General features: G+C 69.2%; 20 protein-coding genes and 1 riboswitch. Of the genes, 5 read left to right on the top strand and 15 right to left on the bottom strand.

What is annotated here, in order from left to right; all coding sequences use genetic code 11:
• Positions 1–14: 14 nt before the first annotated feature.
• The 15 genes from AC3WR5_RS03065 to AC3WR5_RS02995 form a co-directional block, all read right to left on the bottom strand.
• The gene (locus AC3WR5_RS03065) at positions 15–704 is read right to left on the bottom strand and encodes a 4'-phosphopantetheinyl transferase family protein (RefSeq protein ID WP_492481756.1); all 690 of its coding nucleotides are present in this window, start codon (positions 702–704) and stop codon (positions 15–17) included.
• The gene (locus tag AC3WR5_RS03060; RefSeq protein WP_492481754.1) at positions 701–1,870 is read right to left on the bottom strand and encodes a multicopper oxidase family protein; all 1,170 of its coding nucleotides are present in this window, start codon (positions 1,868–1,870) and stop codon (positions 701–703) included. The genes AC3WR5_RS03065 and AC3WR5_RS03060 overlap by 4 nt, the downstream gene beginning before the upstream one ends.
• 8 nt (positions 1,871–1,878) lie before the next feature.
• Entirely contained in the window at positions 1,879–3,135 is a 1,257-nt protein-coding gene (locus AC3WR5_RS03055) for a beta-ketoacyl-[acyl-carrier-protein] synthase family protein (RefSeq protein ID WP_492481752.1), read from the bottom strand.
• Positions 3,136–3,148: 13 nt separating this feature from the next.
• Positions 3,149–4,159 carry a cytochrome c gene (locus AC3WR5_RS03050; protein WP_492481750.1) on the bottom strand — a complete coding sequence of 337 codons (1,011 nt, stop codon included), beginning with the start codon at positions 4,157–4,159 and terminating at the stop codon, positions 3,149–3,151.
• The gene (locus AC3WR5_RS03045) at positions 4,156–4,956 is read right to left on the bottom strand and encodes a cyclase family protein (protein ID WP_492481748.1); all 801 of its coding nucleotides are present in this window, start codon (positions 4,954–4,956) and stop codon (positions 4,156–4,158) included. The genes AC3WR5_RS03050 and AC3WR5_RS03045 overlap by 4 nt, the downstream gene beginning before the upstream one ends.
• Positions 4,953–6,836 (bottom strand): virginiamycin B lyase family protein, encoded by a 1,884-nt coding sequence (locus AC3WR5_RS03040; protein WP_492481746.1) that lies wholly within the window; start codon positions 6,834–6,836, stop codon positions 4,953–4,955. The genes AC3WR5_RS03045 and AC3WR5_RS03040 overlap by 4 nt, the downstream gene beginning before the upstream one ends.
• A complete protein-coding gene (locus tag AC3WR5_RS03035) occupies positions 6,829–7,866 on the bottom strand; it encodes an alpha/beta hydrolase (RefSeq protein WP_231012040.1) in 1,038 nt (345 codons plus the stop codon). Before AC3WR5_RS03035 ends, AC3WR5_RS03040 begins: the two co-directional genes overlap by 8 nt.
• Before the next feature lie 4 nt (positions 7,867–7,870).
• On the bottom strand, positions 7,871–10,000 hold the full coding sequence (locus AC3WR5_RS03030; protein WP_492481744.1) for a virginiamycin B lyase family protein: 2,130 nt from the start codon (positions 9,998–10,000) through the stop codon (positions 7,871–7,873).
• A gap of 13 nt (positions 10,001–10,013) precedes the next feature.
• Positions 10,014–10,523 carry an SRPBCC family protein gene (locus tag AC3WR5_RS03025; protein WP_141290197.1) on the bottom strand — a complete coding sequence of 170 codons (510 nt, stop codon included), beginning with the start codon at positions 10,521–10,523 and terminating at the stop codon, positions 10,014–10,016.
• Between the two features lies 1 nt (position 10,524).
• Positions 10,525–12,942 carry a virginiamycin B lyase family protein gene (locus AC3WR5_RS03020; protein WP_492481742.1) on the bottom strand — a complete coding sequence of 806 codons (2,418 nt, stop codon included), beginning with the start codon at positions 12,940–12,942 and terminating at the stop codon, positions 10,525–10,527.
• A gap of 10 nt (positions 12,943–12,952) precedes the next feature.
• Positions 12,953–13,234 (bottom strand): acyl carrier protein, encoded by a 282-nt coding sequence (locus tag AC3WR5_RS03015; protein ID WP_141291645.1) that lies wholly within the window; start codon positions 13,232–13,234, stop codon positions 12,953–12,955.
• Positions 13,235–13,243: 9 nt separating this feature from the next.
• Positions 13,244–14,278, bottom strand: coding sequence for a beta-ketoacyl synthase N-terminal-like domain-containing protein (locus tag AC3WR5_RS03010; RefSeq protein ID WP_492481740.1), 1,035 nt, complete (start codon positions 14,276–14,278; stop codon positions 13,244–13,246).
• 71 nt (positions 14,279–14,349) lie between these two features.
• Positions 14,350–15,189, bottom strand: coding sequence for a hypothetical protein (locus tag AC3WR5_RS03005; protein WP_141291224.1), 840 nt, complete (start codon positions 15,187–15,189; stop codon positions 14,350–14,352).
• A gap of 34 nt (positions 15,190–15,223) precedes the next feature.
• Positions 15,224–15,901: a hypothetical protein gene (locus AC3WR5_RS03000; protein ID WP_141291222.1), complete on the bottom strand. Its 678-nt coding sequence runs from the start codon at positions 15,899–15,901 to the stop codon at positions 15,224–15,226.
• A gap of 350 nt (positions 15,902–16,251) precedes the next feature.
• The gene (locus tag AC3WR5_RS02995) at positions 16,252–17,187 is read right to left on the bottom strand and encodes an alpha/beta fold hydrolase (protein ID WP_492481737.1); all 936 of its coding nucleotides are present in this window, start codon (positions 17,185–17,187) and stop codon (positions 16,252–16,254) included.
• Between the two features lie 80 nt (positions 17,188–17,267).
• On the opposite strand from AC3WR5_RS02995, the gene AC3WR5_RS02990 reads away from it, so the two are divergent.
• The 5 genes from AC3WR5_RS02990 (at position 17,268) to AC3WR5_RS02970 (ending at position 25,378) form a co-directional block, all read left to right on the top strand.
• Positions 17,268–17,768 carry a GNAT family N-acetyltransferase gene (locus AC3WR5_RS02990; protein ID WP_492481735.1) on the top strand — a complete coding sequence of 167 codons (501 nt, stop codon included), beginning with the start codon at positions 17,268–17,270 and terminating at the stop codon, positions 17,766–17,768.
• Positions 17,769–17,829: 61 nt separating this feature from the next.
• The gene (locus tag AC3WR5_RS02985) at positions 17,830–19,599 is read left to right on the top strand and encodes an acetate--CoA ligase (protein WP_492481733.1); all 1,770 of its coding nucleotides are present in this window, start codon (positions 17,830–17,832) and stop codon (positions 19,597–19,599) included.
• Positions 19,600–19,763: 164 nt separating this feature from the next.
• Positions 19,764–19,851, top strand: a riboswitch (cyclic di-GMP riboswitch).
• A 138-nt stretch (positions 19,852–19,989) separates the two neighbouring features.
• Complete coding sequence (locus AC3WR5_RS02980) at positions 19,990–22,254, top strand: S8 family serine peptidase (protein ID WP_492481731.1); 2,265 nt, start codon at positions 19,990–19,992, stop codon at positions 22,252–22,254.
• A gap of 35 nt (positions 22,255–22,289) precedes the next feature.
• Positions 22,290–23,966 (top strand): sensor histidine kinase, encoded by a 1,677-nt coding sequence (locus AC3WR5_RS02975; protein ID WP_141290237.1) that lies wholly within the window; start codon positions 22,290–22,292, stop codon positions 23,964–23,966.
• Complete coding sequence (locus tag AC3WR5_RS02970; protein ID WP_492481729.1) at positions 23,963–25,378, top strand: ATP-binding protein; 1,416 nt, start codon at positions 23,963–23,965, stop codon at positions 25,376–25,378. The genes AC3WR5_RS02975 and AC3WR5_RS02970 overlap by 4 nt, the downstream gene beginning before the upstream one ends.
• The last annotated feature ends 76 nt before the right edge of the window (positions 25,379–25,454 follow it).

The following is a 25,454-nucleotide window of genomic DNA, read 5'->3' as shown; positions in this document are numbered from 1 at the left end:
CTTGGCAACAGTTTCTATATTGTTTCCATTTGCACCGAAGCGATGCAGATGAAGTAGGGGGATGATTGAAACAAAGTGTAGCGAAATCGCTTGCGGAGGTCCATCAGCTGGGTGGGCAAACTCACCCAGCGATGTTGCGCGTCGCGCCAGCATCGAATTTCGCGGAACACCGGCCCCATTCCCTTTCCCAGGGTTTTCACGGTGGCTTCCTTGACGGCCCAACTGATGGCCCGGTCTGAAACCGAGTACCTGGATTCGGTGGAATGGCACCACGCCTCATCATGCGGTGGCGCGCGGCCTTGGGAAATCAGGTCAATGCCGAGTCGCCAGGCTGGCAGGAAACTCGCCGCGCAGGCCAGTCCGGCGGCATGCGAAAGGCTCAAGGCATATTCGCTGCCGTCTGGCAAACGCACCCGCGGCTCGCCGCCAGGCAGCGGCAGCACCGGCAGTTCGGCCAGTGGCAGCGGGGGTTGACCTTGCCAGCGGCGCAGCGCATGCACCGCCAGCTTGGCAGCCAGCCGGCCGCCGGCGTATTCCAGCCGCCGCTTGGCCGAAGGCACGGCTTGCCAGAAGGCCAGCTCGGGTGGGGCCAGGTAGTCGGGGGCCTGACCGTGCAGCCGCCTTGCCAGGCCGGCCAGGCCAACCTTGGCGCTGAACCCGATCACCGTTGGCTCGACGGGTGTTGGTGCGTGCAGGCGGTTCATCGCGCGGCCTTGGCCAGGCTGGCGTAGTAGCGGCGCGCGTAGTCGCGCCAGGCGTCGGTTGCGGCTTCGATGCCCGGGCCCAGCGGGCCTTCGCCGCTTTTCGGGTAGCGGTCCGGGCCCACGATCAGGTGCGCCATCATGCCGCCGGGGTAGACGCCGGCATTGGTGGTGTGCGGCGGCGAGTGGCAGTGCAGCGGCCAGTCGCCGGGGTTGTTGGCAATGAAGAAGATGTCCACCCGCTCGGCCGGGCCGACCGCCACCGTGTCCATCAGCATCGGCTCGCGCAGCGGAAAGCCATCCTTGTGGGTGACCAGGAAGGTGTGGCCATGCAGGTGCATGAAATGCGGCTGCGCCCCGGCATTGACAAAGCGGATGCGCACCCTGGCGCCTTGCTTTACCTGCATCAGCGGCGTGTTCGGGAAGGACAGGCCGTTGAAGGTGAAGAAGTCGGCGTCGCCCACCTCGCGCGGGTCGCCCGGCTTGCCCTGCTTCGCGTACTTGGAGTTCCACTCCTGCAGCAGCAGCACGCTGTCGAAATCGGCCGGCGGCTCGGGCAGCTTGGGGAAGACCACGAAGGTGCCGATCATGCCGCGCGCCATGTGCTCGTTGGCGCTCACGTGGCAGTGGTAGAAGTGCGAGCCCGAGGGGCGGGCGATGTAGTCGTAGGTGAACTCCTCGCCGGGCGCCACCGGCAGCGGCGCGCCGGCCGGGTCGTGCTGGTGCATCTCGCCGTCCGGGCCCAGGTGCACATGCGTGGCGCCGTCCATGCGCTGCGGCGTGTACAGGCCGTGCGAGTGGATGGTGTGCGGCACGGTGGTCTCGTTGACGAGGCGGATGCGCACCCGGTCGCCATCTCGCGCATAGAGCTGCGGGGCGGGCACCCGGTTGCCGTAGGCGTAGACCTTGTACGGCGTGCCGTCGGCCAGCGGGTGCGTGGTCTCGGTCACCACCAGCCGGTATTCCCAGACCAGGTGATCGCCCTCACGGTAGGGCTTGCGCCGGGTGAAGTGCGGGGTTTCCTCCGGCGTCAGCGCCTGGGCCTGGTAGGGCGGCGGAACGAGCGCGGCGAGCGCGTCGGGCACGGCCGCGGCATGGGCCGACTCGCCCGGCCACGGACCCAATGTCAGGCCCAGCGCCAGGCCAAGCCACGTCCGCCGCTGCAACATGTTCGGGCCTAGCGCTGCGGGTGGCCCATGACCAGCGCCGAGTGCACGCCGGAGAAGCCGCTGCTGAGCTTCAGCAGCGCGCCTATCGGGGCGCCGCGGCCCTGGTTGGGCACATAGTCCAGGTCGCAGCCGTCGCCGGCGCTGCCGAAGTTGATGGTCGGGAACATGTACTGCTCCTGGATGGCCATCGCGCAGGCGGCGATCTCGATCGCGTTGGACGCGCCCAGCGCATGGCCGACCATGCTTTTCAGCGAGTTGACCGGCACCTGGCGTGCCTTGTGCTGGCCCAGCACCGCCTTGATCGCGTTGGTCTCGCAAACATCGTTCTGCGGCGTGGAGCTGCCATGGGCGTTGACCGCGTCGATGGCCTCGGGCTTCAGCGCCGCGTCCGCCAGGCCCAGCGACATGCAGCGCGCCAGCGCCGCGCCGTCGGCCGGCAGGTCCGTCATGTGGAAGGCGTTGCTGACCGAGGCAAAACCCAGCAGCTCGGCATAGATGCGCGCACCGCGGGCCTTGGCGCGTTCGTAGTCCTCGACCACCAGCATGCAGGCGCCTTCGCCGAGCACAAAACCGTCGCGGTCCTTGGCAAACGGGCGCGAGGCGCTTGCGGGATCGTCATTGCGGGTGCTGAGCGCGCCAATGCTGTCGAACGCGGCGTAGACCACAGGGCACACCGGCGCCTCGCCCGCCCCGGCCAGCACCACGCCGCAGCTGCCGTGGCGCACCAGGTCGAAGGCCATGCCGATGGCGTCGATGCCGGCGGTGCAGCCGGTCGAGACCGTCAGCACCGGGCCGTGGGCGCGCAGCCGGCGGGCCATGGCGTGGGCCACGGTGTGGAAGGAGACCTGTTCCATCAGGTCGAACGGGGTGGCGCCAGCGTCCGTGCCGGCCATCTTCAGGAAGCTTCGCTCCATGGCGGCGGTGGTGCCCACGGCGGTGCCCATCACCACGCCGATCTGGTCGGCGGCGTGGCCGTCCAGCGGGCCGGCGTCGTCGCAGGCCAGCTCGAAGGCGCGCATGCACATGGCGCTCAGCCGTTGGTCGCCATGGCCCACGCCGGGCAGCGCCGCTTCCGGCAGGCAGGCGACGATGCGCGAACGCAGCGCGTCGTGCGCCCCCAGCGCGCCAGTGCTGGCCACGTCCACCACGCCGTTGCGGCCCGCTGCCGCAGCACGCCAGAACCCGTGGCGCCCGCTGCCGATGGGCGTCACAGGCCCGATGCCGGTGATCACCACGCGGCCGGAAGGAGGAGGGGAATGCGCCATGGAGCTTGCCCTTTCAGTCTGTGCGTTGCCGCAGGGTTTTCAGATAAGCGATCACGTCCTGGATCTCGGCGTCATTCAGCACGCTGGCCCATGAAGGCATCAGCGCCGACTTGTCGACGGCCGTGCCGCCGTAGCGGATCACGCGGTACAGGTGTTCGTCGCTCAGTTTGTCCATCTCCGGGCCGCGGTGGTTGCGCGGCTCCACGCTGAGGAAGCGGGCGTTGATGCCGCGGCCGTCGCCGTCCACGCCATGGCACTGCGAGCAGACCACGCGGTAGACCAGCGCACCGCGCGGCGCGCTGGCGTCCAGGGCCTTCGGTGGCGTGCCGGCGGCCGGTGCCTGCGCTGGCGAGGCGGGCTCGGCGGGCGGCGGGTTCAGCACGTACTGCGCCAGCGCCGCGACCTGGTCCATGCGCAGCCTGGCCTTGGGCATGTTGACCGTGCCGAGCTGCTGCGGGTCGTGCAGGAAGGCGTCCACCCAGGCGGGGTTCAGTCGCTGGCCGGCATTGCTCAGCAGCGGGCCGGTGCGCGGGGCTGCGGCGTCGGGCGAATGGCAGCCGCTGCAGGCAGCCACCTTGTCGTACAGCACGCGGGTGGTGTTGGCCGCCAGCGCGGGCTGCGGCGGGAAGGCCTGCAGCTCGGCCTGCAGCGTGCCGAGGTAGGTGGCCGCGGCCTGTGCCTCCTCGGCGTTCAGCGCCAGGTGCTCGAAGGCGCGCGTGGGCAGCCTGTCGCCCTCGGGCGTGCGCTGCACCCAGCGGAAATACGGGTAGCTGCCGCCATGCAGGGAGCCGGGCTGCTGCAGCCATGCGACCAGCCAGGCCGGGTTGAACTTGCTGCCGGCGCCCGCCAGCGAAGGCCCCTGCTGCGTGAAGGCCACGCGCCAGCGCTCGGCGGCCGGCGCGTCCTGCACCGTGTGGCAGGCCTGGCAGCGTTCGGCGAACAGCGCCTGGCCGTCGCGCGCTGCGGCCGGGCCTGCGGCCAACAGTGTGGCCAGCAGCAGCAGGGGCTGGGCGCGGCGTGTCATCCCAGTGGCGCCGGTTTGGCCACGAACGCGACCACGCGGCTCCAGCCCGCGCTGCCGGACTGGACCTTGATCGGGAAGGCGGCAACCCAGAAGCCGGCCGCCGGCAGCGTGGCCAGGTTGGTCAGCTTTTCAATGGCACAGAACTCGCGCTCGCGGCCCACGAAGTGCGCCTCCCACACCGCCTGCGGCCCCAGCGCCAGCGAGCGTTCCTTCATCTTCGGGTAGGACGCGTCAATGCTCCAGGCGTCGGTGCCAAACAGGCGCACGCCGCGGTCGGTCAGCTCGCGCACCACGTCGCCCGTCAGCCCGCGGCCGCGGCGGTTGAAGCCGGCCGCGCCATGGAAGGCTTCGGCACCGGTACGGAACAGCACGATGTCCTGCGCCTCGATGCGGATGCCGGCGCGCTGCTCGGCCGCCAGCAGCGCCTCGCGGCTCAGCGGCTCGCTGTCGTCCGAGATGTCCAGGCACTTGCCCTGGCCCCAGAACCAGTCGAGCGGAATCTCGTCGATGGTGCGGCTCTTCCTGCCCTGGCACAGCGGCGCGTAGTGGTGGGGCGCGTCGATGTGGGTGCTGTTGTGGGTGATGGCCTGGATGCGCTCGCTGGCCCAGGCCAGCCCGCCTTCGAGCTGCTGCTGCTCGATGTCGGCCAACTGCGCCAGGTGGGCCCCACCGCAGCAATGCGGCAGGTACTCGACGACGACAGGCACCGACTCGGCTTCCGACTCGCCCAGCGGCACGCTGAGGTCCACCAGCCGGACTTCGGGCTGCATGAACAGCGGCGGCAACATGCTGGTCATGGTTGAAGCACCGTCACTTGCAGCGCCGCGCCCGGCTTGCGCGAGTCCAGCACGGTGTAGCTGCCGGGCGTGTCGAAGCGTTGCACGAAGCGGTCGCCGGCGCGCATCAGCGGTGACTTGACCTGCAGGCTGGCGACTTCGATCTGGTGCAGCTCGTGCGAGATCTCGTGGCCCTGTTTTTCGCCCTGGTACATCCAGGCCACGCTGCCGCCGGGCTTCAGCTCCACCTGGCGCGGCTCGAAGAAGGGTTCGCGGTCCAGGATGGTCACCACCTGCTCGCTGCCGCGACCGCCGGCCATCCACTCCAGCGTGGCCGAGATGCTGGCGTATTCGTCGGCCGCCAGCTGTTCGCGGTGGGTGGCCAGCATGCCGCGCAAATCGTCCACGCGCTGGGCTTTGCCGCTGTCGTTGGCGGTCATCAGCAGCGCGTCGCGCAAGGCCTTGGGCTCGGGTGACTTGAAGCGCAGCGCGCCGATCAGCGTGGGCAGAGATTCAGGCGCCGGCAGGTAGCGGAAGCGCCGGCTTTGGCTGTTGCTCAGGCCTGCGGCATCGGTGGCCACCACCTTCAGCTCATGCTCGCCTGGCGTGGCATGCGTGAGGTCCAAGCGGCCGTTGCGCAGGGCGACTGCTGCGCCGTCCATCTCGTAGCGCACTGTCACCTCGCCGACTAGGCTGTCCAGCGCCTGCACCGTCACGTATGGGTCGGCCGCCTTCACCTCCGGCCCGGGCGACATCAGCTTCAACTCCGGCTTGGCCAGGTCCAGCACGCCGAGCTGGCCGGTGTACTGCTGCGAGAACCACAGGTTGCCGCTGCTGTCGAAGGCCAGGCCAAACGGGCGCGAGCTGCGCGCGAACGGCGGTGAGCTGGGCTGCGCGTCCTGCTCGCCAACGGGCAGCGGGTAGACGACAAACTGCTTGTCGCGGCGCTGGTAGCTGAGCAGCGAGTTGCCATCCAGTGCCACCAGCCAGGGGTTGCCTTGGGCATCCAGCGTCACGCCGGCCGGGCGTGCGGCATTGGCCGGCGTGGCCATCAGCTGCACCTGGCTGGCGCCGGGCGGCAGGTAGCCCAGCTGGCCTTCGAGCTTGGCAAACCACACGCCGCCTTCGCCGTCCACCACCAGCCCGGCCGGGCCGCTGACCAGGCCGGTGCTGGCCTGGCCCATGGCGATCTCGGTGACCTGGCCGGTGGCGGGGTCGAGGCTGGCCAGCGTGTCCTTGTAGCTTTCGGTGAACCAGACCCTGCCGCTCTTCGCGTCAATGCCCAGCCCCGCGGGGCCGGAGCCGGGGCGCGGCAGCGGCAGCTGGGTGAACTCGCCGCTCACCGGGTCCAGCTTGCCGATGGCGCCGGCTGCGCGCTGCGTGAACCAGACGTGGCCCTTGGCGTCCAGCGCAATGTTGAACGGCCAGCTCTCGGTGCCGGGGATGGGGTATTCACGGCGCTGGCCGGTCTGCCAGTCGTAGCGGATGATCTTGTTGTCGTAGCTGGCGGCAATCCACACCGAGCCGGGGTAGCCGTTCTGCTTGGTGCCGGCAATCACGCCGACCGGCCGGCTGTTGGCGCCGAGGTCGAAGGTTCGCACCTTGCCGCCGCTGTACATCGCCAGCTTGCCGGCGCGCGCCAGCGCCACCCACACGCGGTCCTCGTCGTCCACCGAGACGATGGCCGGGCCGCTGCCCGGGTTGTCCAGCGCCAGCTCCTGGAAGTGCCCTTGCACGGTGACGGACTTGGGCATCTCTGCTGCCATGGCCGGCACCGCGCAGCTGCAGACGGTGACGACCCAGGGCGCCCAATGTTGGGTGCAGTGGCGCATCAGGTGTTCGCCGAGCGTGTGGCTCAGCCGCTGCGCCAGGTTGGCGCGGGGGAGGTGTTGTTCAGGCATGTGCAAACCTTTCAGCAAACCAGTCAAAGGCCCCGGGCAACCAGCGGTAGAAGCTGCTGGTGCCCACGTGCTCGGCGGCGACGGTCTTCACCTCCACTCGGCCCTGGCCCCAGGCCGCGTAGGCCTCGGTGTGGCGGGCGTCGAACATCGCGTCTTCGGTCATCGCGTACACCCGGCATGCGGCCTGCGGCGGCGCCAGCGCGTCCAGCCGCACCGAGGCGGCCAGCGCGTCCAGCTCGGCTTCGCCCGGCTGGCCGAAGCTCCAGCTGAACATGCGCGAGAAGTACGGGTGCTGGCGGTGCTTGTCCTCGATCCAGGCGGGCGGCGAGATCAGCAGCCCGGCGCACAGGCCGGCATTGCCGGCCAGCAGCCGTGCGCCCAGGTAGCCGCCGAAGCTGACCGCGAACACGCCCAGTGGCTGCCCGCCCAGCCCATGCCCGGCCAGCCATTCGTGCAGCGCCGGCAGCCAGCGTTCGGCCTGCATGTCGCGCGGGCCGCTGGCGCTGAAGCGCGCCGGCAGGTCCAGCGACAACGTGGCCATGCCGCGTGCCAGCAGCCCGGAAGCAAAGGCATGCAGCTCGACTTCGCACAGCGAGTCCAGCCCATTGAGCAGCAGCACCACGCCGCGCGGCTCGCCTTCCGGCAGCCTGCAGTAGCCGTGCAGGCGATGGGCGCCCAGGGCCAGCGTGACCAGCTTCGCACCGCCGTCCTGCTGCAGCGCGCGGCGGTAGGCGGCCACGGCGAGATGGCGCAGCCGGCTCACGCGCACCAGGCCGTCGAGGGCCGACAGGTCCGGCCCCAGCGTGGCGCTGTGGTAGGCCACGCCAGCCCAGCGGAAGTACTGCGCGGCGCTGGCCGCGGCGCCTTCGGAGGCGGCGCGGCGGGCGCAGGCGCGCAGCAGCCTGGCCTGGCCCAGCATGCCCTGGCGCCAGCCGATGGCGCTGCCGCGTTCGCCGTCCAGCGCGCGCAGCGCGGCGTAGGGCAGGCCGGCGAAGGCCACCCGGTGCAGCACGAAGTCCTGGCGGTCCATGGCCTCAGTCCGCCTTGGCTGCGCGCAGTGGCTTGGACACGCCGTCGATGCACAGCCGGTCGACCCGGTTGCCGAACTGCTCGGTGATCCAGAAGCAGCTGTCGGCGTCGCGGTCGATGCCGCCCACCCACACGCCGTCCTGCGGCACCGGGTAGCGCGCCACCACTTCGCCCTTCGGGATGTCGAAGCGCATCACCGCGTTGCCGAACACCGTGGAGACCCACATCGCGTGGTTGCCGGCGTCGTAGGACAGCTTGAACGGCGCCGAGTTGACCGGCATCGCGTACTCGCGGATCTGCTTGGTGTGGCGGTCCAGTACGCCGAGCTTGTCCGAGCGCATCTGCGCGAACCAGATGTCGCCCTTCTCGTCCTCGACGATGGACAGCGGCCAGGCCATGCGGGTGGGAATCTTCCAGCGGTCCACGCGCCACTTCTGCTGGTCCACCAGGCCCACGTGGTTGCCCTGCTTCTCGGCGAACCAGACCAGGTCCTCGTGGTCCACGAAGACGGTGCGCGGTGCCAGGTTGGGGGCTGGCAGCGGCAGCACGCGCCACTCGCCTTCGGCCGTCATGCGGGCCAGCGCATTGCCGTCGCTCAGGGCCACCCAGACGTTGTGCTTGCTGTCCACCGCCACGCCGACCGGCAGGCTGTCGGGCACCGGCACCGTGAACTCGGTGACCTGATCGTTTCGGATGCGGGCGATCTTGTTGGCCGCGCGCAGGCTGACCCACACGTCGTCGTTGACCGGGTCCAGCCCCAGCGAGGTCGGGCCGGATTCGGGCGTGGGCATGGCCAGCTCGTGCAGCTTGCCGTCGCGCACATAGCCGACCTTGCTGCCGGCCGGGCCGGGCGGGAAGCCCGGGCCGACGAAGCCGCCGCCCATCTGCGTGAACCACACGGTGCCGCGCTTGTCGATGTTGACGATGCCGGGCAGCGAGTCGGTGGTCGGGATCTCCATCGGGTCGTAGCGGTAGCCCTTCAGCGCGTCGGCCACCGGGTCGGCCGGGCTTGCCTGCGAGACCCGTTGTTCACCGCCCACGTAGCCCAGGTCGGCCCGGATGATGGTGGCCAGCTTGTTGGTGCTTTGCTGGGCGAACCAGACGTTGCCCTTGGAGTCGATGGCCAGGCCCGCCGGGTGTGCGTTGTCGCCCCTGATCGGGAAGTGTTCGAACTGGCCGGTGGCCGGGTCGAAGCGGCCGATGCTGTTGGCGAACAGCTCGCTGAACCACATCTGGCCGAACTGGTCGGCCACGATGATGAAGGGCCCGGCTTGGCGGTTCTCCAGCGCAAATTCCTGCACCGTTCCGTCGGCCAGGATGCGACCGAGCTTGCCGGCACCGCGCTCGGTGAACCAGACGGTGCCGGTCTTGTCCACCGTCACGCCGCAGGGCCGGGCCGAAGGCGTGGAGAGCTTGTACTGGGTGAAGGTGGCGGTCTTGGGGTCGAACTTGCCGATGATGTTGACATCGCGCTCGGCAATCCAGATCGTGCCGTCCGGCGAGGCGGCAATGCCGGTGGACATCGTCGCCTTGGCCGGCAGCGCGAACTCCTCGACCTGGCCGGTCTTGATGCGCACCACGCCGATCTTGTCGGCCTTGGTGCCGGTGAACCAGACGTCGCCTGCCGGGTCGATGGCCAGGCCGGTCGGCCAAGCGCCGGGCGTGGGCACCTGGTAGTGGACTTTCTGCCCGTCGCGCTTGAAGCGGGTGATGCGGTTGGCCAGCCGCTCGGTGATCCACAGGTCGCCGGCCTTGTCGAATTCGATGCCCATCGGGCTGGTCTCGGCGTCGCCAAGGTACCACTCGGACATGGTGCCGCCCGCGTCGATGCGGCCGATCTTGGACTGCGCCGGTACGTCGATGAAATTGCGCGCGAAGCGGCCACCGCTTTCGCTGAACCAGACTGCGTCGTTCTGGTCGATGGCCAGGATGTGCGGCACGGCGTGGGCGGTTGGCACGGTGTACTCGGCCATCGTGAAGGTCTTGCCGGTGGAGCTTTGCAGCCGGTGCAGCGTGGTCGGCGCCGGCGTCACGGCCGTGGGCGTGCCGAAGTCCGTGGAGGGGGCCGCGGCCAGGGCCAACGTGGGCAGCAGCATCGCGCCGGCCAGGGCCAGGCTGAGGAAGGTGGTGTGCATGGCGGTCTCCTGGCTAGGCCACGTCGGTGGCAACGGCGGCGGACTCGGCTTGAGCGCTGGCCAGCGCGTTGCGCAGCGCTTCCATGGTCTGGCGGCTGTTGGCGCGCAGCAGCTCGCCAATGCGTTCGGCCACGTCGCCCTGGCCGTCCCAGCCCAGCACGGTGCTGGCGAAGTGGCGCGCCTCGTCCTCGTTGACCACGAACTCGTGGTGGCTCACGGCCTTGCAGCCTTGCTCGGTCGGCGTGATCTCCCAGTAGCCGCCGTGCATGCGCAGGAAGGCCGGCGGCGTGGGCTGGAAGTAGTAGATGCGGTTGCGCTGGCGGCAGCGCATGGTCTGGAACGAGGCATGGCTGCCGCGGCTGTTGACGGCCATGGTCAGCACCTGGCACTGCGCGTCTTCGTAGTGGAAGGTGATGCCGGTCACGTGCTCCGTCAGGCCGGGCCAGTGTTCGGCGCGCCAGAAGGCTTCCATGACCGCCGCGGCCGGCACGGGGTAGGCGATGTCGAGTCCGATGGTGTTCATGTCAGATGGCGTCCGTGGGAATGAGGGAGATGCGGTTCGCCCCTTGCTGGGTGAACCAGATGCCGCCGGCACCACCGGCGTAGATGCCCATGGGCTTGGCCTGGCCGTTGGCCATGGGCAGCGTGGTGAAGCGCGCGGTGGACGGCTGGAACACGGCCAGCTGGTTGCCGCCGACGCTGCCGATCTCGCCGCCGTCGGCGATCCAGATGCGGCCCTCTGCGTCACGCGCCAGCCGCACCGGCTCGGGCTTGGCGCCGGGGATGCGGTAGCGCGCCCAGCCGCCGGTCGCAGGGTCCAGCCGCGAGAGGTGGCCGCTGCCGCCTTCGGCGACCCACAGGCCGCTGCCGTCCAGCAGCATGCCGGTCGGGTTGGCGCCGGCTTCGGTGGTCATGTAGACCTGGAACTGCTGCTGCGCGCGGTCGAAGCGGGCGACGTAGCTGCCGTCGTCCTTCGCGGCGCTGACCCACAGGTTGCCGTGGCCGTCGGGCAGCAGGTAGAGCGGGTTGCTGTCGGCCAGCGGCAGCGCGTGGCGGGTGAACTGGCTGGTGGCGCTGTCGAAGCGCACGATGGCGTTTTCGCCCATCAGCGACATCCACACCGCGCCGGTCTCGTCCACCACCACCGCGCTGGGCAGCGCGTTGGCCCAGGGCACCGGGAACTCGTCGACCTTCGCGGTGGCCATGTCGATGCGGGCCAGCGCATTGCCGCGGAACTCGGCCACCCACATCACGCCGTCGCCTGCCGAGGCCAGGCCCACCGGCATGCTGACAGGCCGCGGCAGCGCCACCTCGCGGAACTCCTTGGTCGTCTGGTGGATGGCGGCGACCTTGTTGCCGAACATCAGCGGGAACCACAGCCAGCCATCGGCCGCGGCGACCAGCGTGTTGCCCGGCCCGCCGCCAGCGGAAGGGATCTTGTAGTCGATCATGGCCTTGGCCATCTGCAGGCTGTCCGGCATGGCGGCTTGCGGCTTGGGTACGGCCGGCGTGGCTTCGCTGCGGGCGGCCGGGGGCGGTGCGGCCGGCGCGACGGGCTTGGCTGCCGGGGGCGCCGCGGGCGTCGCGGAGGTTGCGTCAGCCACGCCGGTGCTGGCGCCGCCAATCTTCACCGCCGGGTCGAAGTAGGCGATCTTGTTGCCCATCTGCTGGGTGAACCAGACGCGGCCCTTGGCGTCCACCGCGATGCCGCCGGGCCGGCTGTCGACCGTGGGGATCTTGTACTCGGTGATCTCGCCGGTCGCCAGGTCGAACTTGCCGATCTGGTTGGCATAGACCTCGGTGAACCACAGGTGGCCGTTCTGGTCCGGCACGATCTTGAACGGCGCGGCGAAAGCGGTGGGCAGCGCGTACTCGACGATCTGGTCGCCGACCACCTTGGCCACTTTGTTGCCGACCATCTCGACGAAGTAGATGGTGCCGTCCGGCGCTTCGGCAATGCCGGCGGGGCGGGCCTGCTTGGTCGGGATCTGCAGCCGGTGGAACTGCTGGTCGGCCGGGTCGTACCAGCCGATCTCGTTGGCCACGCGGGCCGTGTACCAGATGCGCCCACGGGTGTCGACGAAGATGGTGCGCGGCTCGGACTCCTTGTCCGGCAACTCGATCTCGGTGATCTTGCCCTTGGCATCGATGTGGCCGATGCGGTTGCCAAAGCGCTCGGCGAACCAGATCTTGCCGCTGGCATCGATGTCCACGCCCAGTGCGTAGCCGCCCGGGGTCGGGATCTGGTGCTCGGTGATGGCGCCGCTGGGGCTGAGCACGCCGATGCGGTTGGTCAGCCGCTCGGTGAAATAGATGTGCCCCTTCTTGTCCATCACCAGCGAATCGACGCCGACCTTGCTGCCGTCTGAATCAGGCGTGGGTGTGGCGTACTCGACGACCCGGCCGTGCTCGTCGATGGAGGCGATCTTGTTCTGCGCCGGGATGTCCTCGAAGCCGTAGAAGTCACCGCCGCCTTCGGTGAACCACATGCGGTGGTCCTGGCCGGCAATGATCATGCGCGGCACGCTGCGCATGGTCGGGATGACGAACTCGCGGAAGGCCTTCTGGTACGGGAAGTCCAGCGCCGCGGCGGTGCTGCCGCTCTCGTCGCGCACGGTGACGCGTGCCTTCATGAAGAAGTGGCGATGGCAGATGTAGTCGTAGACCCCCGGCTTGGCGAACTTGTAGCTCCAGCTCTTGCCGGGCACGATGTCCTGCGAGTAGAGGTTCAGGTCGCCGTCCATCACGATGTGGGCCAGCTCGGGGCCGGTGTTGGACCAGGTCACCGTGTCGCCCACCTTGACCTCCAGGTTGGGCTGGTCGAAGTAGGGCGGTGCGTCCAGCATCGTGATGGTGTGGGTCGCGGCAAAGGCCGAGCCGAGTGCGCTGGCGAGGGCCAGCGGCAGGGCCAGCCGGCACAGCGTGAGGAGGAGCGTGTGCATGGCGGTGGCCCTACTTCGCCAGCAGCTGGTCGACGCGGGCGACGATGTCGGACACGCGCTCCACGCCGAACAGGCTGATGGCCTTGTCGTCCACGCCGAACTCGCGCCGCACCAGCATGCCCAGCTCGACGAACTCGGTCGAGTCGATGCCGAGCTCGCGGTCCAGCTCGTGCACCGGCAGGATGGGGTCGGCGTCGCAGCCCAGGGCCCGGATGGCCTTGATGACGCGATCCGTCGTGCTGATCGTGGCGATCGTGTGGCGCTGGTCCAGCGCTGCGCTCAAGTCGTTCATGTTGGCCTCCTAGAGGGTCAGGGTGAGGATGTCCAGGCACTGGTGGCCGACCGACAGCACCAGCGCGTGGCTGCACTGGGCCTGCAGCAGGCTCTCGCAGGCGACCGCGGCGGCCAGCGCCGCCGAGGCGGCCAGGCTGTCGCCCAGCACGCGGTTGGGAAACATCAGCGTGGCGACGGCCAGGCCGCTGGCGCGCACCGCCTGCTCGATCTCGGCCTCGATGCGGTCGTGCGGCAAGGTGTTGACGAACAGCGCCAGCTCGGCCATTTCCGGCTCGGACGCGGCGGCCAGCAGCTCGCGCACCTGGGCCTGCAGCGGCTCGTCGTGGAACAGCGCGCGGGTGCGGTGGCGGGTGATGCGCGGCCGGGCTTGGTCTGCCGGTGCCTCGGGCGAAAGCAGCAGGAAGGCGGCGGCCTCACGCAGCTGCGCGCGGTCGCCGAACTTGCATTCGTAGGCGGCTTCGACGAAGGGCGTGATCGGCGCCTCGGCGCCGCCGGCGACGATGGCCTCGGCCTTGCCGTGGGCGATGCGCGCGAAGCCCAGGCCGATGGCCTGGCCGCCGGCGCAGCGGTCGGTGGCAATCGTCTTGGCATAGCCTTCCAGCCCGAGCTGGATGCTGGCCTGGCCCTGGGCCGCGGCCGGGAACCAGGACGAGGCCAGGTAGGGGCTGATGTCCGCCAGGCCGGTGCTGTGCAGCTTGCGCAGCTCGGGCTCGGTACAGCCCCAGCCGCCTGTCATGTTGCCCACCACGATGCCGCAATCGCTGCGCGGCAACGACGCGGCGGCATGCGCTGCCAGCGTGCTGCGCGTGGCGGCCACGGCCAGGTGGGCAAAGCGGTCCATGCGCTTGGCAATGCGGGCCGGCAGCGCACTGGCGATGGCCAGCGCGTCGTCCGCGACTCGGCGCATCGGCACCGTGCTGCGGGCGCCGCGCCAGACCTGCGCATGGGCCTGGCCCACGTCTGCGCAGCCTGGCGCAATGCAGCCGGCGGCCAGCACATGGCAGGCGCCGTCCGCACGCGATCCTGCGATCGTGCTTCGCATGTCAGCCTCCCTTCTGATGCGGGGCCGGCTCCGCGGGAGCCGGCCGGTTGAGCGGGCGCGCGGGTGCGCGCTCAGCTGTTGCCGATGACCTTGAAGATGTAGAAGCGGTTGGGCACCTGCAGCGCGCTGTAGAAGGTGCGCTCCAGCGTGATCATTTCCGGCGAGGTTTCCTGCGTGCGATCAACGTAGGAGTCCTCGGCGTCTTCCAGCTTCTTGTACTCGCCGTAGTTGAACGACAGCCGGGTGGCTTCGCGCGGGCGCGGCGTGTACGGGGCCTGCAGCTGCGCGGTGTTGCGCTGGGTCTCGATCAGCAGCTCGTCGCCGATGTAGCCGCGCGGCTTGCGGTTCAGCGTGTGCACCTTCACCTTGTAGAGCGCGGCGTAGTAGTCCTCCACGCGCGAGGGCGTTGGCAGGAACAGGCCCAGGTGGGCGATCTGGCCGACGCTGGTGCCCAGCTCGCGGCCATTGGGCGCATTGAGTTCACCCTTGGGTGTGTAGACCTTGTCCATTTGCGCCAGGTGGCTCTCGGCATCGCGGCGCAGCAGCGCGCGCACGGCGGTGATGCGGCTGGTCGTCAGCGCCTGCGCGGTGCCGGCGTTGCCGAACTTGGTGTAGGTGGCGTATTGCGGGCTGGCGGCGTCGATGTTCTTCAGCACCCGGTCGTTGATGAACTCGCTGCCCTTGGCGCCACCTTTGGCCCCGAGCGCGATCAGCTTCTCGAACTCGGCTTCGCGGCCGGGCAGCACGTCATAGATGACGATTTGGGCGAACACCGGCGTGGCCTTCTGGGCCAGCAGGGTCTGCTCGTATTCGCCCTGGGCCACGGCGACCGTGGGCAGGGTGGCACTCAAGAATGCCAGTGCGATGGCGGAAGACAGCAGCGCCACACGGCGCGTCAGGTTGGCATGCATGGTTTTCTCCTTTGGGCTGTTCAAAGGCGGCGCTTCAGCGCGGCACGTAGTTCAGTTCCACCGTGCCGGCCTGGGCCCGGCTGGCTTCGGCCTGCAGGCTGGCGCGCTGCGCGCCGCTGGGGCTGCTGAAGTACTCGCTGTAGATGAAGTAGCCCTTGTTCGGCGTGGCGTAGATGGACGCACCCGACAGGCCGCTGCGGTTGGCCAGCGAGGCGCGCAGCGAGGTGGGGGTCTGGCCCTGGTCGAAGAACTCGACGAAGCCGGCCTGGCCGGTGTAGCCGGTCTTCAGGAAGCTCAGCGAGGTCAGGCGTTCCTTGAAGATGCGGTCCGAGCCATTGGCCTGCACGTCCACCAGCGCAGGTGCGCGGCCCTTCTCCCAGCCCCAGTCGGCGAACACATGCTTGACCAGCGTGCCGCCGGTGCGGGTGGGCGGGCCGTCGAGGAACTCGGCAACCTTCTTGTCGCGCGCGCTGCTGACGCGCTTGGCCGTCACCGAGTCCAGGTAGCGGGCCACCGAGACCCACGCGCTGCGGCCGTTGGCCGCTTCATCAGGCAAGGGTGCCAGCACTTTTTCACCGACCGCGCCGTTCATCAGCCGGTGGTAGGGGCCGTTGTCGACCATGGCTTCCAGGAAGGCTTGCTCCTGGCCAGGCTTGACGTTGTAGACGGTGACCTCGGCGTAATTCGCGTTGACGAGGTTCATCATCATCATGGCCGGCTCGTCGGCGCGAGCGGCGAGGGGCGAGAGGGCAAGGGCACAGACTGCAAACACTGGGCATACCGCTTGTCTGACTGCAACGAAGGTGGGTCTCCGATTCATGGCGATGCTCCGCAAGAGGGGGTGAAGGATCCGGCGTCGTCCAGACGCAAGCCAATCTATCGCCGCACCCCTGGGCCCGATAGCGCATGTTCGTGCCACCACGAAGCGGCGCCCACGGATGTGGCGGCGCGTTCGACGCACGTCAGGTTTGGGGGGTGGATTCCCGTGGATGGGCGCACTGTTTCGCCACGGCGGCGCCCGGCCCTCACGCGGGGCCGGCAGCAGACTTCACAAGTTCTGCTTCAGGGCGCCAGGAAGCCCTGCAGCAGCTGGGCCACGGCCTCGGGCTGGTCGTGGTGCACCATGTGCCCGCAGTCGCTCAAGGCATGCGCGCTGACCTGCGGCACGACGGCCAGGCGGGCCTCGAACTCGCTGTGCGGGTAACGCTCGCCCCACCACAGCGGGGCTTCGGTGTCGCGGCCTTCGATCCACAGCAGCGGTGCCGCGATGCGGCGCCAGCAGGCCAGCACTTCGTCGGCCTGGTACTGCAGCGCGCTGGGGTGCTTGTGGGCCGGGTCGGCCTGCAGGTGCCACAGGCCATCGGCGCTTTGTTCGGCCCATTGCGTGGCCAGCCACAAGGCCTTGTCCAGCGGCAGGCGCGGGTTGGTCTGGCGCAGCCGTTCGGCCACCGCGGCGGCACTCGCGTAAGGGCGCAGCGTGCGCGGGCTGCGCAGGCCTTCCAGCCACATCGTGAGCTTGGCCGGCGCGTCCTGCGGCGAGCTGCGCGGCATGCCGAAGCCTTCGAGGTTGACCAGCCGGCGGATGCGCGTGGGGCGCAGGCCGGCGTAGCTCATCACGATGTTGCCGCCCATGCTGTGGCCCAGCAGGTCGACCGGCACGTCCGCGCTCAGGCCCAGCTCGCTGGCCGCGAGCAAGGCGTCCAGGTCGCCCAGGTAGTCGGGGAACCAGTAGCTATCGCTGGCGGGCGTGTCGGTGCGGCCGAAGCCGCGCCAGTCGTGCGCCAGGATGTAGCGCGTGGGGCCTTCCAGCGCGGCCAGCGCGTCCACCACGAACTGGAACGAGGCGCCCACGTCCATGTAGCCGTGGCCCATCACCAGCGCCGGCCGCTCGGGGGTGATCAAGCCCGGGTCGCCCCAGGCCAGCACATGGTGGCGCAGGCCTCGCACGGTGGTGTAGCGCGAGTGGGCCAGGCGGTGGGGGACGTAGGCAGCGGTCATGGCAGGAATGTAGGGGGTTTGCCGTGACAGTGCTGTCACCAACCGGCCAGCGCTGGGCGGGCTGGCGCGAGAATCCTGCAATGAACACCTTGCCCGATGCCCTTCCCCTGATCCGCACTGCCGAGCCGCGCGACCTGCCGGCCGTGGTCGGTCTGATCCACGAACTGGCCGAGTTCGAGAGCCTGACCCACCTGTTCGAAGCCACGCCCGAGGCGCTGGGCCGGCACCTGTTCGCCGAGCGGCCCTCGGCCGAATGCCTGGTGGCCCAGCAGGGCGACACGCTGGTGGGCTTCGCGCTGTTTTTCACCACCTTCTCAACCTTCAAGTGCAAGCCCAGCCTGTACCTGGAAGACCTGTACGTGCAGCCCTCGCAACGCGGCAACGGCCTGGGCAAGCGCTTCTTGAAGCAGCTGGGAGCACTGGCGGTGGCGCGCGACTACGGCCGCTTCGAATGGTGCGTGCTGGACTGGAACACCAATGCGATTGCGTTCTACGAAAAGATGGGCGCTTCGCTGCTGCCGGACTGGCGCTTGTGCCGCCTGAGCGGCGAGGCCTTGCAGGCCTTTGCCGCGCCGGCCTGAGTCCTCTGCGCTCCGGGCCTTCCCTCTGGCGGGCCGGGCATGTTGGCCCTAGGCTGGGCCCATGAACGTGCAGGACCTGCCGCCGCCCACGGCGGCCCCCGATGGCCACGCCGCGCTGCATGCCGGCTTCCGCTGGCAGGTGCCGGCCTTCTTCAACCTGGCCGAGGTCTGCTGCCGCCGCTGGGCGCTCAGCCAGCCGCAGGCGGTGGCCATCCGCACCGAGGGGCTGGACGGCAAGCTCAGCCTGCTGCGCTACTGCGAGCTGCAGGCGCGGGCGAACCGGCTGTCGAACGCGCTGCGGCGCCTGGGCGTGAAGCGTGGCGACCGCGTGGCGGTGGCGCTGCCGCAGCGCGCCGAGACGGCGGTGGCGCACATCGCGGTGGCGCAGCTGGGCGCGGTGAGCATGCCGCTGTCGCAGCTGTTCGGCCCCGAGGCGCTGGCCTACCGGCTGCAGGACGGCGAGGTGGGCGTGGTGCTGGGCGACGACAGCACGCTGCCCGCGTTGCGCGAGGCGCGGGCCGAGTGCCCGGCGCTGCGAACTCTGATTGCCGTTCAGGCCGAGGCGCTTGGCGAGGGCGAACAGGCGCTGGACCTGCTGCTGGCGCGCGAGTCGGCCGAGTTCACGCCGGTGCGCACCCGCGCGGACGACAGCGCCTTGCTGATCTACACCAGTGGCACCACCGGCCCGCCCAAGGGTGCGTTGATCCCGCACCGCGCCCTGATCGGCAACCTCAGCGGTTTTGTCTGCAGCCAGAACTGGCTGGTCGATCCTGGTTCACGCAAGAAGCTGGGCCCATCCGGTGTGCCCACCGATGCCGTGTTCTGGAGCCCGGCGGACTGGGCCTGGACCGGCGGCTTGATGGATGCGCTGCTGCCCTCGCTGTACTTTGGCGTGCCCATCGTCGCCTTTGCCGGCCGCTTCTCGCCGGAGCGCGCCTTCGAGCTGATGCAGCGCCACCGTGTGACCAACAGCTTCCTGTTTCCGACCGCGCTGAAGGCGATGATGAAGGCCGTGCCGGCACCGCGTGAACGCTACAAGCTGAAGCTGCGCGCGCTGATGAGCGCCGGCGAGGCGGTGGGCGACACGGTTTTCCACTGGTGCCAGCAGGCGCTGGGCGTGACGGTCAACGAGATGTTCGGCCAGACCGAGGTGAACTACATCGTGGGCAACTGCAGCCAGACGCTGGGCTGGCCGCCGCGGCCCGGCAGCATGGGCCGCGCCTACCCGGGCCACCGTGTGGCGGTGATCGACGATGCTGGCAACGAGTGCCCACGCGGCACGCCGGGCGATGTGGCGCTGCATCGGCTGGATGTGCATGGGCAGCCCGATCCCATCGTCTTCCTCGGCTACTGGCGGCGCGAAGCCGCGACGCAGGCCAAGTTCACGCAGGCCAATGGCCAGGGCTGGTGCCGCACCGGCGACAGCGCGGTGATGGATGCCGACGGCTACCTCTGGTACCAGGGCCGCAGCGACGACGTGTTCAAGGCCGCGGGTTACCGCATTGGCCCGAGCGAGGTCGAGAACTGTCTGGTCAAGCACCCTGCGGTGGCCAACGCCGCCGTCGTGCCCAAGCCGGACGCCGAGCGCGGCGCGCTGGTCAAGGCCTACGTGGTGCTGGCGCCTGGCTTCGACGGCAGCGCGGCGCTGGTCGAGGCGCTGCAGCAGCATGTGCGCGGCCGGCTTGCGCCCTACGAATACCCGAAGGAGATCGAGTTCATCCAGGCCTTGCCGATGACGACCACCGGCAAGGTGCAGCGGCGGGTGTTGAGGCTGCAGGAAGAGGCGCGGGCGGAGCAGGCGCGTTTGCCTGGCCGGGACACCGCGGCATGAGCGAGCAGCGCGCATGCCCGGTGGATGGCAAAACCGCACGCGGCAGGAATTTGCCGCTTTGCCCCGTCCTTTGCAAACTCCATCACGCTGGGCCCTTTCTGCGGCCGTGCTTACCGGGAAACTGCTCAGTCTGATGGGCCCACGGGTCGATACATTGACTGACATCGAGACAAAGGCACACCCGCACGAAAGTCGGGGTCGCAAAGCTTCCGGTCTAAGGCCCTCAGGGGCGATGACAGCGGGGTTGCCAACGAAGCGGCGGGGCCAGCACGGCCCCTGAGCCGAGCGCGCCGTGTGCGCCATACGGCGCTGGCAACCCTGTGCAATGGTTGCGGCATGCGATTCCTGGCCAAGCGGACCGGGCCTGCGCTCGAGCTTCAGGAGTTCTGCATGAGCCACGTCACCCGCTTCATCGTCCTGGTCGAGCGCCGCCTCGTCCGCCTGCTGGTTGCCGTGCTGCCGCTGATCGGCCTGATATCGGCACTGTGGTGGCCGCAGGCGGCGCATTCGCAGACCGGCAACTCGCACAAGATTGCCACCGACTTGCGCGACGTGCTGCAGTCCCCCTCTGCCGCCGCACGCGCCTCCTGGGCGCGCGACACCAGCAGTGGCCGCTATGTGCGCGTCCTGGTCGTCAGCAACTCGCCGGATCCCGAGCTGACCGAGCTGCGCGCGCACGTGCTGGCCGCAGGTGGCTCGGTGTACTACCGCTACCTGGCGGTCAGCGCGCTGTCTGTGCTGCTGCCCGCTGACCGCGTGGCCGAGATCGCCCAGCGTGCCGACGTGCAGAGCATCTCGCCGAATCGCCAGGCGCGGCGCACCGCGAGCCTGCTGGAGCTGGCCACCGGCGCCGCCGACGTGCATGCCGGCAGCAGCCTCGGCCAGGCTGGGCTGGACGGCAGCGGCATCGGCATTGCAGTGCTCGATTCGGGCATCGCCTGGCACCACAGCAACTTCCTCGACGCGGCGGGCAAGTCCAGCCGCATCGCCCGCGCGGTCGACTTCCAGAAGGCAGGCGACATGACCGGCAAGCTGTGGCAGCCCGGCGTCGACGTTTCGGCCTCGCTCAACAGCGGCAGCAGCAGCGGCCGGGCCGCATCGGCCTTCGAGAAGCTGATCGCCGCCGATCGCACCGACCGTGCCGATCCCTACGGCCATGGCAGTCACGTCGCGGCGATCGCTGCCGGCCGCGGCAATTACCAGCCCGTCGATTCGACCGGCATCGCCCCCGGCGCCAAGCTCTACGACGTCAAGGTGCTGGACGACGCCGGCAACGGCGAGCTGAGCGACGTGCTCGCCGGCATCGACTGGGTGATCTATCACGCCCGCGAATACAACATCCGCGTGCTCAATGTCAGCATGGCCGCCGACTCGACCGAGTCCTACCTGACCGACCCGCTGTGCCGCGCCGTGCGCAGCGCAACGGCTGCCGGCATCACGGTGGTCGTCGCTGCCGGCAACTTCGGCAAGGATGCCAACGGCGCCGAGGCCTACGGCACGATCAGCGCACCAGGCAACGACCCTTCGGTGATCACCGTCGGATCGGCGAACCTCAAGGACAGCGCCGCACGCAGCGACGACAGCGTCAACTTCTTCAGCTCGCGCGGGCCGACGCGCGGCGGCCGGATCGACGCCAACGGCGTGCGCCAGGCCGACAACCTGCTCAAGCCCGACCTCGTCGCACCCGGCAACCGCATCGTCGGCGTGCTGGCCTCGGACAAGCAGGGCTCGGCCAGCGCCTTCGCCTACCTGCCGCGGACTTATCCCGACATTTCGGCACCCTACGGCGGCAGCGGCCAGCCCAAGCTGAAGCAATTGATGCAACTGAGCGGCACCTCGGTGGCCGCTCCGGTCGTCGCCGGCACCGTGGCACTGATGCTGCAGGCCAACCCGGGCCTGACGCCGCCGCTGATCAAGGCGATGCTGCAATACGCGGCACAGCCGATGGCCGGCGCCAACCTGCTGCAGCAAGGTGCCGGCCTGCTGAACGTGGCCGGTGCGGTGGCCATGGCGGGTGCGCTGCGCACCGACATCGCCACAGCCATCGACGCCGGCACGCTGTCCGCCGGGTCTCCGCTGCTGGCCGCCGGCAAGAGCCTGCCGGCGCCGGTCTCGACCATCAACGGCAGCAGCGTGCCGTGGAGCCGCATCGTCTTCGTCGGCGGCAATCAGATCGCCAGCGGCAGCGCACTCTTCACGCAGTACCAGCCGCTGTGGGACCCGCGCCTGGTGTGGGCGCGCGGCACGGCGCAGCGCTCGACGATCAGCTGGTGGCCGGCCGCCCGCGGCGAAGCAGCCCCCGCCTGGATCCGCTCGATCGTCGCGCAGCCCGCCGCAAGCCAGCGCCTGCTGACGCCCGGCGTCACTTGGGCGGCTGCACTCGCCGGCAGCAGCTCGGCGCGCGGCCTCACCGGGATCTTCATCCCGACCGCGACGCTCGCCGGATGGCTGGCCGCCGGCAGCGGACTGGTGCTGAGCGAAGGCATTGTGCTGAGCGAAGGGATCGTGCTCAGCGAGGGCATCGTGCTGAGTGAAGGCATCGTGCTGAGCGAAGGCATCGTCCTCAGTGAAGGGATCGTGCTCAGCGAGGGCATCGTGCTCAGCGAAGGCCTGGTGCTGAGCGAGACGCAGGTCGGCCCGACCGGCGAGCCCTGAAACATGCCCAGGCCCGCAGCCCTCAAGCCCGCGTGATGCAACCCACCGCTCTCGCCCCTGCTTTGCCGCCGCCGCAGCCGCCGCCAGCGTCGCCTTGGCCCTGGCAGCGCCTGCACGCCCGGCTCATGCCGGACTACAACCGCAATGCCACGATCTACTGGTGGAGCGTGGTGCTGCTGGGCGCGGCGGTGCTCGGGTATTCGCTGCACCAGTTGGCCGCGATGACGGCGGCCACGTGGCTGCAGGTGCTCGCGGCCAGCATGCTGGCGATGGTGGCCGGGCTGGTGCCGGTGCGCATTCCGCGCTCGACCAACTCGTTCACCGCCGGCGAGATCTTCATCTTCCTGCTGTTGCTGCTGAGCGGCCCGGAGGCGGCGGCGCTGGGCTCGGCCTGCGAGGCGCTGGTCGGTTCGTGGCGGACCTCCAAACGCTGGACCAGCCGCATTGCCAGCCCGGCGATGGCTGCGCTGGCGATGTTCAGCGCGGGCTCGCTGCTGCAGACCGGCCTGCAGGCACTGCAGCGCCACGGCCTGGCGCATGACGGGCTGTTGCTGTTGGGGGCGATCCTGTTCGCCTTCGGCTACTTCCTGCTGAACACGCTGCTGGTGACCATGGTGCCGCGGCTCAAGCGCAACGAGCCGCTGAACCTCAAGGCCTTCCTCGATTCCTTCGGGTGGCTGGGCATCGCCTACGCCGGCAACGCCTCGGTGGCGACCTTCCTGTACTTCAGCTTCCGCCAGTCGGGCATCGTCGTCGTCGTCGCGGCGGTGCCGATCATCGTGATCCTGCTGACCACCGGCCACTGGTTCTTCCGGCGCGAGGAGGCCGAGGAAGCGGTGCGCAAGGCCCGCGAGCAGGAAGCCGCCCAGCGCCAGGCGCTGGAAAACGCGCGCCATGCCGGCATGGCCGAGATCGCCACCAACGTGCTGCACAACGTCGGCAATGTGCTCAACAGCGTCAATGTCTCGGCCGAACTCATCGCCACGCGCGTGCGCGACTCAGAAGCCGCCAGCCTGGGCTGCGCGGTGCAGCTGATCGAGCAGAACGGCGACCGGCTCGGCGACTACCTGACGAACGATGCTCGCGGCCGAATGCTGCCGATGTACCTGAAGCAGCTGGCGCAGGCGCTGGAAGAAGAGCGTGCCGAGATTGCCGCCGAGCTGGCGGTGCTGACCAAGAACGTGCGGCACATCAAGGAGATCGTGTCGACGCAGCAGGCCTACGCCGGCGCATCGAGCCTGGTGGAGCCGGTGCACATCGTCGAGCTGATCGAGGATGCGCTGCGCATCGACAACAGTGCCCTCGCCGGCCGCAACGTGACGCTGCTGCGCGAATTCGAAGCCGTGCCCGCGCTGCTGCTGGACAAGCACCGCGTGCTGCTGATCCTGGTCAACCTGATCGCCAACGCCCGCCACGCGATGCAGCGCCTGCCCGAGGCCGCACACCGGCTGACGCTGCGCGTTCAGGTGGCCGACCCGTGCAGCCTGCAGGTGATCGTGGCTGACACCGGCGAAGGCATTGCCGCCGAACACCTGACGAAGATCTTCGCCCATGGCTTCACGACCAAGAAGGACGGCCACGGCTTCGGCCTGCACAGCTGCGTGCTGGCCGCGCGCGAGATGGGCGGCAAGCTGACCGTTGCCAGTGCAGGCCCCGGCCAGGGTGCCGCCTTCACCCTCGAACTACCCCTCAAAACCGAACGGCCATCATGACCCTTGAAAACCGCCGCATCTTGCTGGTCGACGACATGCCGACGATCCACGACGATTTCCGCAAGATCCTTTGCCCCCAGGCACCGGCGAAGTCTGCGCTCCAGGCCACGCGCGCCGCGCTGTTCGGCGACGAGCCACCGAAGGCCACGACCGGCGCGGCCGTTTTCGAACTGGACTCGGCCTACCAGGGCCAGGAGGGTTTGGCGAAGGTGGAGGCCTCGCTGCGCAACGGCCGGCCGTACGCGATGGCCTTTGTTGACATGCGCATGCCGCCGGGCTGGGACGGCGTCGAGACCATCGAGCACTTGTGGCATGCAGACCCGCGGCTGCAGGTGGTGATCTGCACCGCCTATTCCGACACCTCGTGGGACGAGGTCTTCCGGCGCTTGGACGCGCGCGACCGCCTGCTGATCCTGAAGAAGCCTTTCGACAACATCGAGGTGCGCCAGCTGGCTCAGGCGCTGACCGCCAAGTGGCAGATGACGCAGCAGGCCGCCCTGCAGATCGACAGCCTGGAGGCCGCCGTCGACGAACGCACTCAGCGTCTGACGCAGGCCAACCTTGCGCTGCAGGCCGAGATCGCCGAGCGCAAGAACCTGGAAGCGCAGCTCGTGCAGCAGGAAAAGCTGGCTTCGATCGGCCAACTGGCCGCTGGCGTGGCGCACGAGATCAACAACCCGATCGGCTACGTCTTCTCGAATGTCGGCACGCTCGAGGGCTACCTGGCCGACCTGTTCCGCATGCTGGACGCCTACGAGCAGACGCCGGCGGCAGCGCAGCTGCGGGCCTTGCGCGAAGAGCTGCAGATCGACTACCTGAAGGATGACGTGCCGAGCCTGATGCGTGAATCCAAGGAAGGCATCGGCCGCGTGCGCCAGATCGTGCAGGACTTGAAGGACTTCTCGCACGTCGATGCACTGCAGGAATGGCAGATGGTGCAGCTCCACCAGGGCATCGATTCGACCTTGAACATCTTGGGCAGCGAGCTGCGCGACAAGGCCGATGTGGTGAAGGAATACGGCCAGGTGGCGGAGATCGAATGCCTGTCCTCGCAGCTCAACCAGGTGGTGATGAGCCTGGTGGTCAATGCCGCCCACGCCATGGGAGACAGGGGCGACAAGCGAGGCCGCATCGTCATCCGCACCGGCTGTGTCGACGGCGAAGCCTGGTTCGAGGTGATCGACAACGGCAGCGGCATTCCAAGCAAGGTGCTGCCGCGCATCTTTGATCCTTTCTTCACGACCAAACCCATCGGCAAAGGCACCGGGCTCGGCCTGTCCCTGTCCTACGGCATCGTCCAAAAGCACCAGGGGCGCATCACGGTCGACAGCGAAGTCGGCCGCGGCACAACTTTCAGGGTGACGCTGCCATTGCGACGCCGCGCGACGCCCGCCGAGATGGTGCCGGCTTGATGCGGGCACGGCCCGGCTGCACGGGCTTGGCGGCGCCGTTGGAGACAGGCATCGACCGCGAGCCCTATGCCAGCGG

This window comes from Ideonella sp. FW305-24 (assembly GCF_058788035.1).
Note: the sequence above shows the minus strand (reverse complement) of the source record. Positions and strands in the feature narration are given on the sequence as shown.

Bases quoted from the DNA above. Each gene is read 5' to 3' on its own strand.
- AC3WR5_RS02990 (WP_492481735.1), top strand. From the start codon at position 17,268: ATGAACACCTTGCCCGATGCCCTTCCCCTGATCCGCACTGCCGAGCCG.
- AC3WR5_RS02970 (WP_492481729.1), top strand. From the start codon at position 23,963: ATGACCCTTGAAAACCGCCGCATCTTGCTGGTCGACGACATGCCGACG.
- AC3WR5_RS03015 (WP_141291645.1), bottom strand. From the start codon at position 13,234: ATGAACGACTTGAGCGCAGCGCTGGACCAGCGCCACACGATCGCCACG.
- AC3WR5_RS02975 (WP_141290237.1), top strand. From the start codon at position 22,290: ATGCAACCCACCGCTCTCGCCCCTGCTTTGCCGCCGCCGCAGCCGCCG.
- AC3WR5_RS03020 (WP_492481742.1), bottom strand. From the start codon at position 12,942: ATGCACACGCTCCTCCTCACGCTGTGCCGGCTGGCCCTGCCGCTGGCC.
- AC3WR5_RS02980 (WP_492481731.1), top strand. From the start codon at position 19,990: ATGAGCCACGTCACCCGCTTCATCGTCCTGGTCGAGCGCCGCCTCGTC.
- AC3WR5_RS02995 (WP_492481737.1), bottom strand. From the start codon at position 17,187: ATGACCGCTGCCTACGTCCCCCACCGCCTGGCCCACTCGCGCTACACC.
- AC3WR5_RS03050 (WP_492481750.1), bottom strand. From the start codon at position 4,159: ATGACACGCCGCGCCCAGCCCCTGCTGCTGCTGGCCACACTGTTGGCC.
- AC3WR5_RS03060 (WP_492481754.1), bottom strand. From the start codon at position 1,870: ATGTTGCAGCGGCGGACGTGGCTTGGCCTGGCGCTGGGCCTGACATTG.
- AC3WR5_RS03035 (WP_231012040.1), bottom strand. From the start codon at position 7,866: ATGGACCGCCAGGACTTCGTGCTGCACCGGGTGGCCTTCGCCGGCCTG.
- AC3WR5_RS03040 (WP_492481746.1), bottom strand. From the start codon at position 6,836: ATGCCTGAACAACACCTCCCCCGCGCCAACCTGGCGCAGCGGCTGAGC.
- AC3WR5_RS03010 (WP_492481740.1), bottom strand. From the start codon at position 14,278: ATGCGAAGCACGATCGCAGGATCGCGTGCGGACGGCGCCTGCCATGTG.
- AC3WR5_RS02985 (WP_492481733.1), top strand. From the start codon at position 17,830: ATGAACGTGCAGGACCTGCCGCCGCCCACGGCGGCCCCCGATGGCCAC.
- AC3WR5_RS03000 (WP_141291222.1), bottom strand. From the start codon at position 15,901: ATGATGATGATGAACCTCGTCAACGCGAATTACGCCGAGGTCACCGTC.
- AC3WR5_RS03030 (WP_492481744.1), bottom strand. From the start codon at position 10,000: ATGCACACCACCTTCCTCAGCCTGGCCCTGGCCGGCGCGATGCTGCTG.
- AC3WR5_RS03055 (WP_492481752.1), bottom strand. From the start codon at position 3,135: ATGGCGCATTCCCCTCCTCCTTCCGGCCGCGTGGTGATCACCGGCATC.
- AC3WR5_RS03005 (WP_141291224.1), bottom strand. From the start codon at position 15,189: ATGCATGCCAACCTGACGCGCCGTGTGGCGCTGCTGTCTTCCGCCATC.
- AC3WR5_RS03065 (WP_492481756.1), bottom strand. From the start codon at position 704: ATGAACCGCCTGCACGCACCAACACCCGTCGAGCCAACGGTGATCGGG.
- AC3WR5_RS03025 (WP_141290197.1), bottom strand. From the start codon at position 10,523: ATGAACACCATCGGACTCGACATCGCCTACCCCGTGCCGGCCGCGGCG.
- AC3WR5_RS03045 (WP_492481748.1), bottom strand. From the start codon at position 4,956: ATGACCAGCATGTTGCCGCCGCTGTTCATGCAGCCCGAAGTCCGGCTG.